Annotated in this window: 11 protein-coding genes and 1 pseudogene; 4 read left to right on the top strand and 8 right to left on the bottom strand. The window is 42.4% G+C overall.

Annotated features, from left to right (window positions below; genetic code table 11):
• Positions 1 to 167: 167 nt before the first annotated feature.
• Positions 168 to 3,962, top strand: coding sequence for a CHAT domain-containing protein (locus LEPTO7376_RS23360; protein WP_015133657.1), 3,795 nt, complete (start codon positions 168 to 170; stop codon positions 3,960 to 3,962).
• Positions 3,963 to 4,775: 813 nt separating this feature from the next.
• A protein-coding gene (locus LEPTO7376_RS24535) for an IS1 family transposase (protein WP_015133656.1) occupies positions 4,776 to 5,461 on the top strand; the annotation gives its coding sequence in 2 pieces (ribosomal slippage) (positions 4,776 to 5,100 and positions 5,100 to 5,461; 687 coding nt in all).
• Positions 5,462 to 5,519: 58 nt separating this feature from the next.
• Here LEPTO7376_RS24535 and LEPTO7376_RS07770 read toward each other — a convergent pair.
• The 5 genes and pseudogenes from LEPTO7376_RS07770 to sigZ all read right to left on the bottom strand — a co-directional run bounded on the left by LEPTO7376_RS07770 (position 5,520) and on the right by sigZ (position 10,506).
• Entirely contained in the window at positions 5,520 to 6,329 is an 810-nt protein-coding gene (locus LEPTO7376_RS07770; protein WP_015133655.1) for a hypothetical protein, read from the bottom strand.
• 107 nt (positions 6,330 to 6,436) lie between these two features.
• A complete protein-coding gene (locus LEPTO7376_RS07765) occupies positions 6,437 to 7,420 on the bottom strand; it encodes an IS630 family transposase (RefSeq protein ID WP_015133654.1) in 984 nt (327 codons plus the stop codon).
• Between the two features lie 743 nt (positions 7,421 to 8,163).
• Positions 8,164 to 9,035, bottom strand: a pseudogene (locus LEPTO7376_RS28960) (IS630 family transposase).
• A gap of 137 nt (positions 9,036 to 9,172) precedes the next feature.
• Complete coding sequence (locus LEPTO7376_RS07750) at positions 9,173 to 9,895, bottom strand: glutathione S-transferase family protein (protein ID WP_015133653.1); 723 nt, start codon at positions 9,893 to 9,895, stop codon at positions 9,173 to 9,175.
• Between the two features lie 68 nt (positions 9,896 to 9,963).
• Positions 9,964 to 10,506, bottom strand: coding sequence for an RNA polymerase sigma factor SigZ (gene sigZ, locus LEPTO7376_RS07745; RefSeq protein WP_015133652.1), 543 nt, complete (start codon positions 10,504 to 10,506; stop codon positions 9,964 to 9,966).
• Between the two features lie 38 nt (positions 10,507 to 10,544).
• Between sigZ and LEPTO7376_RS27405 the strand changes: the two genes are divergently transcribed.
• Both LEPTO7376_RS27405 and LEPTO7376_RS07740 read left to right on the top strand, forming a co-directional pair.
• Complete coding sequence (locus LEPTO7376_RS27405; RefSeq protein WP_225901187.1) at positions 10,545 to 10,694, top strand: hypothetical protein; 150 nt, start codon at positions 10,545 to 10,547, stop codon at positions 10,692 to 10,694.
• On the top strand, positions 10,669 to 13,461 hold the full coding sequence (locus tag LEPTO7376_RS07740; protein WP_225901186.1) for an NACHT domain-containing protein: 2,793 nt from the start codon (positions 10,669 to 10,671) through the stop codon (positions 13,459 to 13,461). The genes LEPTO7376_RS27405 and LEPTO7376_RS07740 overlap by 26 nt, the downstream gene beginning before the upstream one ends.
• Here LEPTO7376_RS07740 and LEPTO7376_RS07735 read toward each other — a convergent pair.
• From LEPTO7376_RS07735 to LEPTO7376_RS07725, 3 genes are all read right to left on the bottom strand, one after another.
• Complete coding sequence (locus tag LEPTO7376_RS07735; protein WP_015133650.1) at positions 13,458 to 13,913, bottom strand: hypothetical protein; 456 nt, start codon at positions 13,911 to 13,913, stop codon at positions 13,458 to 13,460. The genes LEPTO7376_RS07740 and LEPTO7376_RS07735 overlap by 4 nt on opposite strands.
• A gap of 65 nt (positions 13,914 to 13,978) precedes the next feature.
• Entirely contained in the window at positions 13,979 to 14,530 is a 552-nt protein-coding gene (locus tag LEPTO7376_RS07730; RefSeq protein ID WP_015133649.1) for an SUKH-3 domain-containing protein, read from the bottom strand.
• Between the two features lie 190 nt (positions 14,531 to 14,720).
• Complete coding sequence (locus tag LEPTO7376_RS07725; RefSeq protein WP_015133648.1) at positions 14,721 to 15,446, bottom strand: VC0807 family protein; 726 nt, start codon at positions 15,444 to 15,446, stop codon at positions 14,721 to 14,723.
• Positions 15,447 to 15,492: the final 46 nt, after the last annotated feature.

The following is a 15,492-nucleotide window of genomic DNA, read 5'->3' as shown; positions in this document are numbered from 1 at the left end:
CTATTATATGGATATAGGTATCAGATAGTCTCGCGATTGTTTTGGTGACTCGTCTAATGAACGATTATGGCGTCCAGACAAGATGGGCTGGGGTTTTGAACAAAAGTCTTGCGAGAAAAAGAATCAGATGATTCTCATCAAGAGTAGGATTCTCAGAGGTTGGAATTGTGTGGCGTTTTAGTTTGCTCGTACCCATGTTGTCGCTGTATTTTGCCTTAGCAAATATGGCTGTGGCGATCGCCCAAATCACCTCAGCTGATGATTTTGCTGACACTGTTGTCACGCCTGTCGAACAGGATTTTGAGATTACAGGGGGTAAGACTTCTGCCGATGGTGGCAATCTTTTCCACCATTTCAGCGATTTTAATCTCGATGCGGATGAAAGTGCGACCTTCATTTCTGATGCACTAACCACCAATATTTTGTCGAGGATTAGCGGTGGCAATATCTCCCAGATTGATGGTTTGTTACAAGTCGTCGGGAGTGACGCTAATCTGTTTCTGCTCAATCCCAACGGCATTGTATTTGGAGAAAATGCTCAGCTCAATTTACCCGCAGATTTTACCGCCAGCACTTCAACAGGTTTGGGATTTGCCGATGGCGAATGGTTGCTTGATACAGAGAATGTGGCGTCGCTCACTGGTAATCCGACACACTTCTTTTTTGATGGCACTAGTGCAATTGTTAACGCTGCGAGTTTAGAGATAGATGAAGGGCGATCGCTCAATTTATTTAGTAACAACATCGTAAATCTTGGAGAGATTACGACGGCGAGTGGTGAAATTCAACTTATTGCAGTTCCCGAAAATCAAACCCTCCGGCTCAGTCAAACGGGACATTTGCTCAATTTTGAACTCAACGCACCTATTGATAATCTCACCGCAACGAATCTACCAGAACTACTAACTGGCAGCGATTTGGTTACAGGTTTAACCCTCAAAGATGATCGCCCTTTCCATGCTGAAACGAATTCGGTGATCGCCCCAGAATCGGGCAATATTTTTATTTCTGGTGAGCTAGATGTCTCCGGTAAGTTGGGTGGTGAAATCAGTACGTTTGGCAAAGATATTCAGCTTGCCAGTGCAATGCTTGATGCCACGGGTACAAAAGGCGGCGGCAAGATTACTGTTGGTGGAGATTTCAAAGGAGAAGGCGATCGCCCCCGCGCTAAAACGACATTGGTTGATTCTAAAACTACTCTAGATGTCAGTGCTTTAGAAAATGGAGATGGCGGCGACATTATTGTTTGGTCAGACGAACGTACCGATTTTGATGGGTCACTTTTAGCTAAAGGTGGTGCGAAGGGGGGTGACGGTGGCTTTGCTGAAATCTCCTCCCAAAAAACATTAGATGTCTCAGAAGGTTGGTCAAAACGTATCAACCTCCAAAGTCCTCTTGGTAAAACTGGCAAATTACTCCTTGATCCCACTGATATCAGCATCATCAATAGTGCTTCGCCCACGACACCAAATCCTATTAGTAGTCCCGAAAGCAGTTCAGTCTTATTCGATGCAGATATCGCCGGTTTTCTTAGCAGTAGTGATCTCATCATTGCAACCGCCGACTCTGGCAGCGAACTCGGAGATATTACTATCGGAGCAGATGTTTTTCTTCTTTGGTCCTCAGGTAATAGCCTGACCCTCCAGGCTGACAATGACATCACTATTGATAGCAGTGCTTTTATTTTTGGTAGCTCGACCTCATTTGGCTCAACAGGTGAAGTTGTTCGTTTTGAAGCTGTAAATGATATTAACCATGAAGGATTTGTCGGCACAGGTAATTTAGATCTTGAATTTATCGCTGGCGGCAACATTACCGGCGGTGGTGAACTGAGTGTAAGAGGCGCAGATATTACAGTCGAGTCAACAAATGGCCTAATTGATCTGGGTAGCCTCAGTACCCAAACGTCATTTTTGGGAGAGGTTGGGGATATTACAGTGCGTGCGCCGGGTGATATTACCTTGACTTCTGTGAGTACTCGGTCCAGTGATTCTAGTGGCGATATTGATATTCGCTCCACCAATGGTTTTGTCAAAGTCACAGGCAATGTCTCTGGATTTAGGACGCCCAGTGGTGAGTCTGTGAGTATTGATGCCCGTGGGTGTTTACCCTTTAGCGAAACATCTCTTCCTCGACCTGAGCGACTACCTATTGCCCAAGAATATTCTAAACCTGAGCTTTTACTCGCATCAAAAGATCCTGTGACTAGGCCGACAGGTGGCGTCGTGACCCCTGAAAAATTATTACAATCGGTTGAGCTGAATGGGGCTGAAACAATAACTAATCCTTCGTCATTCCAGCATAGTCAAAAGCCTGAGCTGGCACAGATGCTGGATGTAACAGGTTGTGGTGCGGCTGATGAGAGTACGAATGGAGGTGTATATATTTTCCATGCAGGTAATGGCGAAGTTCCTTTTTCCGTTGGGGATGCATCGGTAAATGGTACGGCTGGCGCAATCACAACCGGAGAATCGGAAATTTTAGTGGTGCAAAATTTCCCTGACACAGAAGTTCGCGGCAATATCACCATTGATACTTTTGACCGAGAGCCAGAAATACCGGACACACCGCCAGAAGGTGTGATACCTGACTGCTTTCCCGATTGTGGTTTTAGTGGTGAGGGTGTGCCAATTGGTGAACCAACCGAGTCGAATTTAGAGATTGAGCCGATCACCTTAAAGCTCGAAAAAATCCATGAGCAAACAGGGGTTAAACCGGCCCTTATTTATGTCTTTTTTAATGAGGAATCTGCTGATTTAACCCAGACAAAAGCTCAAATAAAAACTCACACAAAAAACTTGAATCTAAAAGATCAAAAAGCTGTTGAGGTGGAATCGATTCAATGGCAATTCAATGGCGATCGCCTTTCAGATTTTATTAATGCAGCGACTCGAAATTTCCTAAATCCACGCCCTGTGCTGAATGGAAAAGACGAGCTGGAACTGGTAATGATCACTTATGGTGGCGAGATTATCCGCAAGAAATTACCTGATGTGACCCGCGAAGATGTGATGGCAGAAGTCGCTAATTTTGTGGGAGGCGTAACAAATCCGCGATTGACTAATACTTATTTGCCGCCTGCACAAAATCTTTATCGTGTGCTGCTTGAACCGCTTAAGGCTGATCTTGAAAAAGAACAAATCAATAATTTGACCTACATCATGGATGATGGCTTGCGGGTACTACCCCTGGCGGCATTGCATGATGGTGAGAAGTTCGTGATCGAAGATTACAGTATGGGCATGATGCCAAGTTTCTCGCTGACGAATACAACAGGTTACATCAAACCTGGTGATAATCAACTTTTAGCGATGGGTGCATCAGAATTTAGTGGTGAAGACGATTTACCTGCGGCTCCCCTAGAGGTACAGATTATTGCAGATCAAATCTGGGATGGGGATGCTTTCGTTGAAAATCAATTTACTGTCGATAATCTGCTGGCTGCCCGCGATCGCACACCCTATGGCATTGTTCATCTGGCAACCCATGGCGAATTCCGATCCGGTAATCCAGAGGATTCCTACGTGCGTTTTCAGGATGAACGGGTTTCCCTTGAAGATATTGAACAGCTCAGACTGAATGAACCACCCATCGAATTGTTAGTATTGTCAGCCTGCCGCACAGCGATCGGCGATCGCCAAGCAGAATTAGGATTTGCTGGATTAGCCCTTGCATCAGGTGCCAAAGCTGCAATTGGCAGTATTTGGTATGTGAGTGATGCTGGCACAATGAGCTTAATGACCCGGCTCTATGAAGATTTACAAGCAGCACCAACTAAAGCCGATGCGCTGCGTACTGCTCAATTATCTTTGTTACATGGAGAAGTTCGTTTAGAAAACAATCAACTCATCACTGCCAATAACCAAATTCCGTTACCCGCAACTATCAGTAACTTAAACAATCCCGATTTATCCCATCCTTTTTTCTGGAGTGGTTTTGCTCTTATTGGTAACCCTTGGTAACCATAACTTGGTTAGTTTTCTAGCACCTTGATAAATGATATGAAACATCATGAGACACTCAATGCCTAATAGCTAAAGCCATAGCAGTGGTCAAAAGGGTTAAAAAGTTGCTGTACGTCGATACTTGGGCACAAATACCACGTGATATTTACAATTCCACTTAGAATGGGACAAACTTTGATACATTTTTGTACTCCTACGGATGTGCTCCATCAAGCCACCGCGAGAGTGCTTTCCTTCGGGAACGCTTAAAGCTCGTCTGATCTCACTGGTCAAACCAGTAGCTTACCTCAATTCTTTAGTTATGGGATATTCTTTTAATCCGAGAGTTTCTTTTTCTGCTGGCATAACATTATTCATTTGAAACTCTCTTATCGTTTTGCTTGCCATTATGAATGGGATTATTTTTAACGACATTAGTGGACTGACAGTTTGGATAATAGGGTATTTAATGAGGACTTTTTGCTTACTCTTTTCTCTCTCATCCTTACATTTTTAGGACTACCAACAAAGATTCTAGGCTGATCATGGGAGAAAGTGGTGGATTGCTTATTAACTTCCACAATATGCACTTTCTCCTTTTCTTCTCTTATCCTGAATTCACGTTATTTTATGCAATATTCCACTGATTGAGCACAATACACAAGATATGTTCAATAAAAATACCTTGTTGCGAATCAGAAAATAGATGAAACTCCAAACAAACTCTTAATTCATGAGGTTTTCAGCCTAATTCCTTAACCAAAACTGACGTTACAGACAAACAAAATAGGGCGTTGCAGAATAGAGGTATGAATGGAGGTTGTTGACTCAATGGAATGTCCAGAATGCCAATCTACTCATATCCGTAAGAACGGAAAGAAAAAAGGCAAACAGAATCACATCTGTGTAGATTGCGGTCGTCAGTTTATCGACCACTATAGTCAGCTCGGCTACTCAAATGCCTTCAAACGTGAATGCCTCAAAATGTATGTCAACGGTATCGGCTTTCGAGCCATTGAACGGGTGAAAGGAGTACACCACACTACCGTCATCACTTGGGTCAAACAAGTCGGTGCATTGCTGCCTGATGCTTATGAACCGGAAGAGATGCCTCAGGTCGGGGAACTCGATGAACTTCAAACATTCGTCGGTGCGAAAAAAACAAGGTCTGGCTCTGGACAGCCGTAGACCACTTTCAACCAGGTATTCTTGCTTGGACTATTGGTGACAGAAGCGCAGAGACATTCAAGCCACTATGGGCAATCGTTCGTCTCTGGAGATGCTTCTTCTACATCACAGATGGCTGGAAAGTTTATCCCATGTTTGTACCCGATGGTGACCAGATTATCAGTAAGACCTACATGACTCGTATCGAAGGCGAGAACACTCGATTGCGGCACTATCTCGCTCGACTCCATCGAAAGACCTTATGTTATTCCAAGTCTGTGGAAATGTTAGAGCATTCGATTCGATTGCTGATTCACTATCTCAAGTTCTGGGATGTCCCTGTACCTTGACCTTCATGGATTCATACCTCTATTCTGCAACACCCAAAATAGTAAGCAATATAAAAATCTATGCTTTAAGGCGAAGTGGTAGAGAGCGAGGGTTCTTACCTTGTTGAATAAGCGTTAGATAATCAGAAAGTGGAAACAAAGAAAAATCACGTCTTATTTTTTTCGTTAATAGCTGTCTCTTAACAAAAGAACTCATCCATTTTCTGCGGCTTTTTATATTTTGTAAATCATGCCCACTGTGGTTTTCTCCACTTCCAGAAATATATATTCCAGCTCGGAATGGAATCCGCGCAATGTCTTTACCTTTAGAGCGATAAAATTCCTCAAAAATGTTATGACCACATAGCATAATGTCAAATTTTTTACCTTTTTTATTCATCGAATATGGCAACTCCTGAGGAGTCACTCTAATTAAATTAGATGAACCACATAAATTATGAAATTGTGGCAATTTTTGTATCCATTTTTTTCCATCTACATAAGTATAACCATTCTCTATATAATAGCCTTCTTTCCCATCTGTTGTGACAAATTGAACAAGATTCTGGTGTAACAAATCATCTGCATCAAGCTTCATCACATAACAAGGGGCATTTTTTTGAACCTCAATTAAAGCTCTATAGATTTTCTGGTATTTATCCTTGTGTCCATCATCCCATGTTGTAGGAATAGGGTAATCATGTTCTATGATATGAAGTTTTTCTGAAGAGCTAATATAGGGAAAACTATTACATGACAAATAAACATCAAAAGAATTAGATGATTGATTAAAAATGGACTCCAAACATCTCAGAAGTAGTGCAATAGTTACATTCCAATCTTTTGAAACTTCTTCGCTTTTAAGTGGTATGACAAATGCAACTTTCATTTTACAGATCTTTTATAGTAAGAACTACGTTATACGTTATGAAATTATGCTCTAAATATAATAAAAATTGCAATGTACATCGTCAAAATCAATATATATAGCAATTTCTAGTCGAGTGAGGTGCAATAGCAGCAATGTGTAAACCAGCATCGAATATCATCAAGGGTAATCTTGGAAAAAGCTACCTCAATTGCCTTGTCTAGAGCTAGATAAGTTCTTGCCCCGATACTTTTCAAGGTACTTTTCAACTTTGACCAGCAATTTTCAATGGGTGAAAAATCTGGAGAATAGGGAGGAAGGTAAATCAACTTAGCTCCCACGGCCTCAATCATTGTGCGTACTGACTCTCCTAAATGAATCGAACAGTTATCCATCACCACACATGCTCCCGCCCATAAGTTTGGTATTAACTTCTGGCTGATGAATGCTTCAAAGGTTAATCCATCCGTACTCCCCAGCAGATGATAATTAGCGACCATTCCCTTGAAGCCTAATGCTCCAATCAAAGAAACATTCTTGCCTCGTTTACTGGATTTCGGACTATAAGCTCGTTTCCCTTTCTCAGAACGTGCCCTCAGTCTTGTCATGGCTAAGTTCACGCCCGATTCATCGATAAAAATCAAGTTTTTCGCTAGAGTCGCTTGCATTTTCTGCCAAAAATCATATCTGGCTTGTTGCACTCGTTTTGTCGCCTTAAGGTCTGGATAGAATGTTTTTTTGAGGCTATATCCCATTCTTCTTAAGGTGCGATGCATGGTGCTATTGGCCACACGGAGACCAGTGCGTTTCTCCATCTCATCACATAGTTCCGCTAGCGTCGTATCGTTTTTCTTGGTGAGCAACTGGCGCAATATTGTTTGATGCTCTTCGTTTAATTTGGGAGGTGTTTGTTGGCTTCGTTTTTTCGGAGCAATCGACCCTGTCAGTCGTTTTTGGTCGAGGAGCTTTTGTACAAAACTTTTCGCCACTCCAAATTGTCGGGCAAGACTACTTTGACTCACACCACCCCTTTCGTAGGCATCCACTATTTTCTGTCTTAAGTCTAATGAGTAGGCTTTCGGCAAGATGCTACTTTCTTCCTCACCAGTCAACTCACCTATACTACTTCATACACCTTGCTAGGCTGAAATTTGCTGTAATTTTTGTTTCCTCTTAGCCAAGTTCAGCTAGAGATATATGGTTACATATACCAATACTGCTTATTACGATAATTCCACCCTTTATTGAGGTAAGATGATATCTCAATAAAGGGTGGATTAGGACAAAAATCAGGAATTCAGTCTGTGAAAGTACTAAAGTCTCTATCCAATACAACAGGTCTGAACGATAAATACTATCCTCTAATCAAATCCTTATTGCCTGAGGAAAAACCCAGGTAAAGTCTTCATTCTGTTAACATTCGTCATATTATCGGTGCGATACTTTATATCTTCATGAGTAGAATTGCCACACGATTTTCCCAAATAACAAACAATCCATCACTATTTTTGATCGCCTGCATAAGATAACTCTCAGATCTACACGAGGCAAGCTTCACAAGTAAATTCTGGTATTACACCGCAAACTTTAGAGGATGTCTGAAAAGTCTTTATGTTCGATAAATGCTGCGTAAATTCCGCCAGGTTGATCGCCTGAAGTGCTTATTTTTACGTGCAACTCATTTCGACAAAAGTTACGGTCAGACCCTTTTCAGACATCCTCTTACTTTTACTATCTCAGCAAAAGTCATAACTCCCTTAAGTATGTAGTAATTCGAGGGTATCCAGCGCCATGCAGGATAAAATTTGCATTTCTCTCGAATTGCTCTAGCCAGCTATAGCAGAGAAGGAGAAGGTTAGGACATAGAACAGAAGGCTATTCTGATGGCATCGAACAAATCCTCAGTCTTCTTGATGAGCTTACTTACCTCCTTCTTTAACCTCCCCCAAAACTTCTCTATCTTGTTCAGGTGTGGTGAGTAGGGTGGCAAAAATATCACTTCACATCCTGCCTTCGCCACCAATGTTTGTATTCTTTCCTTTGGATGAACACTGGCATTATCCAGAATAATAATTTGACCCGGAATCAACTCTGGCACTAAGCAATCCTCTACCCATTGGCAAACTAAGGCGCTGTTGGCATAGCCCTCAAATACCATCGGTGCTATCTGCTCTCCCTCTCGCCATCCTCCAATCACGCTAACTCGTTCTGTACGATGACCTAACTTCTCTGCGATAAACCTCTCTGACTTATGGCAGTAGCCATACCCATAATCTAAGGTATTATCAAATCCACTTTCATCGATATATACGAGTCGTTCTTGGCCATACTGCTTCAGTTGTGCCACAAATGCTTTTTCTAATTCTTTATCTCTCTCTTGATATCGATAGGTCTTTTTTTTCGAGTAAATTCAATTTTCCGTAGAGCTTCACGTCTGGATGCATCACTAATAGACTCTGGCCATTTCTCCGCCATTTCCTTCTGGGTTAGATGCCCATATTTCTCTGCAAAAGCACGAAAAGCATCTAGATCATTAATCTTCGGTTGAGGGCCTCGACGGTAATCTGTCTTCGGAGCGACTGAACCGATTTTCTCTCGTCGTTTCAGCCACAGGTCTAGCGTATTTCGGCTAATACCAAAGAAGCGACAGATATCACTTTTTCGTTCACCTTTATCGAAGGCGGCAACAGCTTTTAGGCGTAAATCAAGACTATGGGGAGCAGGCATGGCATCTATGTTTATTGCTTCTATCCTATTCTGTCTTAACCCACTCCTTGCCTGCTATAATATGAATTGTTCGGATAACGATGGGCGATCGCCAGGACATCCAGTACCGTAAATCGATACTGGACTATTAGAGCCGATTAAGAACAACAGTCAAAATCTTCGTCTCTACAATCAGACTCTCCAAAACAAGTTTTCCCGAGTTGAGTTTTGGCACATTGTCCCAAATAAGTTTGCTCTGACAAATAGAATGCTGCAAACTTCTCTTCAAAATCTTCTGACACCGATTTCTCAGCCAAGCCAGTTGCCAACAGCTGTTTTTGCAGTGCTTTCACTTTGGGAAACTGACCAATGAAATCGTAGCCAGAATGTTGCTCAATAATTGAAGCTCGATGCAGTAAAGGTAACCAGGCAATATCGACCATATCTAACTGATCACCACCAAAGAATTTTTCATTCGTTAACTTGGATTCCAACTTGGCGAAAGCCTTTGATAACTTGTGAGATCGATCTAATAAAGTCCCTTTGTCCTTGCTACGCTGGGCACTACATTGAACCAGGTAATGCTTGGTAGCGAGGTATGACCATGAACGCTCCTGTGCTTTTTTCACCAAGTCGGAATCAAACAAAGGGGTGGCGATCGCCTCGTCAATGTATTCCACAATGGCATCAGATTCGAACAGCACATCATTCGATTCGGTAATCAAAAGTGGCACTTGCCCATTCGGTGAAATCTCTAAAAACCACTCTGGCTTATTGCTGAGATCAATATATTGAATTTCATATGGTGCCTGTTTTGCCTCTAAAAGCGCTGTGACTCTCTGAACAAAAGGACAAATTTTAAAGCTGATTACTTTGATCATGTTTGGCTCCAGTTATTGGATGTCTACACCAAATAAGACGCGGAGCTAATCAAAAAGACGAAATGTAGCTAGCACTTCGCACAATTATTAGACTTGGGTTCAAAATCACTCACATGTCCATCATGATCAAAAGAAAACTCACAACAATCTTCAAATAGCTGACGTAACTGTCTTCTGCTTTTTTGAATCCGAGATTTCACAGTGGAATAGTTCGTATTCATGTCACGGGCGTAATCTTTTTGGGATTGACCTTGAATATCCACAACTCGAAGAGGCTCTGCTACATCTTCCGGTAGGTCACGAATAAAAGGCTCAAGACAAGGAGTCAACAACTGGATTATGTCAGGGACATCATTATGGGCTACCAAATCATTTGGATGTAGTTGCTGTCCTTTGTTTTTGTGGCGATAGTAATCAATGATGACGCGATTTGTTATCTGAAATAGCCAAGGCTTAATACTTTTTTCTGACTGGAGAGTGTGAATCTTTTTAGATGCTTTTATCCAAACATCTTGCAGTAAATCATCGGCATCATCAGCATTTGAGACTCGTGAATACAGAAATGCTTTGATGTCCGCTCGATATTCATCCCAGATGCTTTCAATATTCATGTTTCAGCTTTTATCTTTGCTCAGTTCGGCCAGAGATTATGTTTATTCCCAGTCTACTGAATCTAAAAAGGAGGGCGATCGCCGCCGAAACTTTATGCCAAACTGAAGAATATGCCGAAGCAAAGTTATGGAGCTGTACCGAAGAGGCGATCGCAGTCGCTATTGTTTGCGCTGTTAGATTTTGCTAATGATTCTTTGGACGCGGATGAAAGTCAGGTTGATCGGTTGCGGGATCAAATTGAAGCGCAATGGCAATCTTCGGAACGGTTAGTTATTCGAACAAAATTACGCTATCTCCAAACGTTATCGCGGTTAGCGACGCCGGATGCACCACTGACTTTGCCGCAAATTAAAACGGCTCTGAAAAGTTTTACTGGTTTTCTAGAGATTCTTGAGGACAATCGCACCATTACTCGCGGTTCCGAAAATTGGCATTTTACTTTGACTTTTTGGGGCGATCGCTGGGAGAGGGATTACAACATAGATTGTTTTGAGCAAGCATGGGAAAGTTGTCGATCTGGTGGGAATGGTGAGATTTCAACGCAACAAAAACAACAAAAAGCGGCAAAAGTTGAGCTAAAAACAAAGCATGATTGGCCATCGATTTGTCGCAATGCTCTCAATACTCGTTTAACGAGCAATCCCCTAACTGCTAGTGATGGCATGGTCTTTGAGCTGGGGGATTTATATGTGCCGTTGGGTGTGGTTGCTAATGATGGAGTGGATGAAAATTCGGATAGTGATGCAGATTTGCCGAGTTATACGCCAGAGCTATTTTTTCAAAATCATATTGATAGGGAGCAACCTAATCGATTAGCTATTGTTGGGGAACCGGGAACTGGCAAAACAACGTTTTTACAGCAATTGGCATTACATCTCGGCAACACAAAAACTTGTTTACCAGTTTGGATTTCACTGGCAGATCTCGATGGGCGATCGCTGGAAGATTACATCACCTCCACTTGGCTCAGACAAGCTCTCAAACAGTTTGCGATCGCCTCTGAAACAATTAACGAATTTGCGAGTTTAATCGAACAAGGTAAAGTCTGGTTTTTATTGGATGCCTTAGATGAAATGGGTGATCCATCCAGTCGCGCGGCCACCACTCTCGCCCATTCTGTAGAAAGTTGGCTTGGCAATGCCCATGTGGTTTTGACTTGTCGCAGTACGGTTTGGAAATCGGGCAAAAATCCGTTGGCCTATTTCACGACCTATCGTTGCCAAAGTTTTGGGTCAGATAATCAGCAACTGGAAAATTTTATTCAGCAATGGTTTCAGCAACATTCATCTTTGGGCGATCGCCTCATTTTTGAGCTGAATCGTCGGGTGAATAACCGCATCCATGCTGTGGTGCGTCATCCTCTGTACCTGACGTTGTTGTGCCGCACTTGGCAGTTGACCCAAGGCAAACTGCCTACAACTAAAGCTATTTTGTATCGACAATTTGTAGATGCTTTTTATGAGTGGAAACAGGATGCTTTTCCGACAACCCGCACACAACGACAAACCATAAACAAAGCTCTAGGTCAGTTAGCCTTACAAGGTTTGCAGAATGCTCTACAGCAATTTCGATTTCGGCAACGGGAAGTAGAAAATATTTTTGATGCTTTCGACCCAGATCTACTAACAGTAACTTTGCAATTAGGTTGGCTAGATGTCGTCGGAAAATCAGAAGAAACCAGCGAAAAAATTTATGGTTTTTATCACCAAACTTTTCAGGAGTATTTCGCGGCTACAGCGATCGCCCAATGGCAAGATTTAGTGGCATTCCAGCAAAGTGAAGAAACCCGCTATCCAGCTTTTGAATATGGCTGGCAAGAAATCATTTTGCTGTGGTTAGGCCGAGAAGATATTGCTAACACAGAGAAAGAAGCTTTTTTACAAACTTTGTGGCAATGGCAAGATAATTGCGGCGGTTTTTATAGTTTGTGGGCAACTTGTATGGTCGGCAAAGGCTTGGCAGAATTTCCTGATTTTTCCGAGGCCAAAACTGTTATCAATCAATTAATTCAATGGCGTTTTGAGACTCCCAAAGATGGTATTTCTTTACCGCCACCAATTATCAACCAAGCAGGCATTGCCTTATCCCGGAGCGATCGCCAACTCACTATCCCCGCGCTAGAAAACTTTTTAGAGCAAACCAACAATCCCTTTGATCAATGGCTGGCTGCTCATAGTCTCGGAAAAAATCATGATCCCGGTAATAAAAGGGCGATCACCATCCTCGAAAAGCTTTTAGCAGAAGATAGTCACCCTGACATGAAACTAAATCTCTGTCGAAGTTTGGGGCTAATTGATCCGACAAATAAAATCTTGCTTCAGACGCTAACTCAGATCCTGCAAACTGAAAGCAAAACGAGTACCCTACGCAAAGCAGCCTTGCGCCTAGGAAGACTTTACCCAGCCCATCCCTTGGCGATCACCACCCTCGAAACTCTTTTCAAACAAGCTACGGAAAAATCTCAGCGCAGTAATATTCTCGATACATTGTCTAAAATTGCGCCGGATAATCCCTTAATTCCAACGCAACAAGCATCCAAAACTCCAGCTAAAACCACTCGCAAATCCCGACAAAAAACACCGCGCGAAGTGGAATTAGCAACTGCAACAATTTTGAAAAAGCTAGATCAAGATTTACCGCTCCACAAACGCATTTATCACATCACAAAACTGGCAAATTTCAACCCTTCCCATCCAATCATCATTCCGACATTAATCGAAGGATTGGCGATCGCCCGCTGCAAAACAACATTACGTCTGATTATCGAAACCCTTGCAAAAATAGTGGAAGGCAATCACCTACGGGAAGTCTTGCCTCAAGTCCGTGAGATCTATCTCAACTCCGCAACTCAAGCTCCTAGTAAAAGAACCTGTTACAAAATTCTTTGGGAATGGTCGAAGGATTTGTCCTATCCAGATTTTCAAGGGATTTGGCAAAGTGGCGATCGCCTCTAATCTCCAAACGTTTTGAGCCATTGCTGTTGAAGCGCAAAGTTTAAGACCAACGCCGTCAGCCCAAAAATCACTAAACTTTCCCCACAAGCTGATAAAAATGGCCAACCATTTTGGGCGATCGCCGAGCCAGCATCCACCAACGCTAAACCTCGCACTAAAGTAAACGCCAGCACAACACCCATATTCAATTGAGGATTTTTATCTTGGCGAATGGCATAGCGATAAACCAAAGCGAATAATGCGCCCGATAGTCCGGCAATGCCTGCATTCACGAGCAAAGTCAATGTGGCCATCCCAGAAGCCAAAGTCAGGGCGATCACCTCAAAACCAAATACAAAAATCCGATTGACCACCAAAATCCCCAAACTAATTGCTCCCGCACAAACTCCTCCGGCGATCGCCACTTTTAGGGATTCAAGACGCTCAGCATCAGTAAAACGGGAAGAAGTCATTAACGGTGTAGTCACAATAAATAAATAATGGTCTTTATTTTGCACTATTGGACCAAATATAAAGTTCACCACATCGGACGACCAGTAACGCGATCGCCCATAGGAACAACTTCCCTTTCGACCATGCCATCACCATCTGTTTCAAACAAAACCGTATTGAGCAAAACAAATGGATTTGAGGCGCGTAGATAACCACAAAGAGATTGGTCGATAAACGCAGCACGACACGACAGCGTAATAAACAAAACTTTGCCATTCGCTTCTGCCACAGGAAAAACCTCTTGGTCTCCGAGAATCTCCTCAATATCCAGCTCATAGTCGGCAGCGCTCGTTTTCATTGAGGCAAAAGCTAGATCTGGGTAAAACCGAATGCGATTGATATGCTGACTTTGCTCACTAATATGACTCGGGGCTTCAATCATTAACCCTTCAAACTGCAATAAAAAATCAAAGGCACTTGGATGCAAAATAAATAAAGAAGCCTCTCTTACCCACGCGGATTTGTGGTGGCCCTGCAAACGCTTACCAGTCCACCCTGCTGCTTTAAGCTTCGCAAACAGCTCAGGGTAGCGCTCGACATAACAATGAGGTTCGAGCTGGCTTCCTTCAATCATCATTTTGCAATCTCACAAAAGTTCAAATTAGACTATCTTTTATTGCCTTAGAGTTTTTGCAATTGCATCAGTTTCTAATTCGGAAGCTAATAATAAAACTGTTGAGCGATCGCCGACCTTACAGCAATTAACGAGGAGATATTTATGATATTAGAAAAATCAGTAAAGGTTAAAGTTCCAATCATAGGAGACTCTAATCCAGCTTCTGGGCTTCGCGTAGTTCTAAAAGCGTCCAAAAATCGCTATCATCTTGTGCTTCGTCATCTTCTTCAGGAAGATAGTGCAAAATTGCTTGCCGGATACCCACAGCAGCTATCCCAATGCCTATAAATTCCGGTATTGTTAGCGCAATTCGGGTAATAGCATTAACCCTAGCAACTTGTTGATTAAAAATCGTCGTCCCAAAGTCAGCGACAACCATCTGGAGATTCAGAACAAAGTTTGCAGCTCCTGTAAATAAAGTAATGAGCAGAACTATTTTGGTTCCTTTGACCAGAGCACGATAGACACCTGGCTCGTCAAGAAGCTTTTTCAAGAATGCTTCTTGCTGTGGCGATGTTGGATTAAGACCTTGCACTACAAAATAATAAATAATGGGCTTGTGGATGATAATGGATACTCCAAATACCAAGGCAGTAAATATCGCAGCGAGGGTATCTTTGAGAGCAAACAAAATACCATCGACAAACCAAAATGCTAATACGCCTCGTCCAATTGCAAACACCCCAACATAGCTAGTAATAAAATTAAATCGCTTAGTGATAAACAACAGATCGATAAAGACCCAAAGAACAGAAACAAGTGCAGCGACAATATATGTGGTTACCGCTCCAAGCTGACTGTTTAAATTATTCAGAATCAGAATCGGAACGACAGATCCCATGAGAATATCGAGAGATAGTTTTACTGGACGATTCATGATTTAGCAGCTTTCCTGTTTGTGTAAAGCACTTTTTTCTCGAACA

This window comes from [Leptolyngbya] sp. PCC 7376 (genome assembly GCF_000316605.1).
In the GTDB taxonomy this organism is placed as follows: Bacteria; Cyanobacteriota; Cyanobacteriia; order Cyanobacteriales; family MRBY01; genus MRBY01.
The sequence above is the reverse complement of the archived record's forward strand: the minus strand, read 5'-3'. Positions and strand labels throughout refer to the sequence as shown.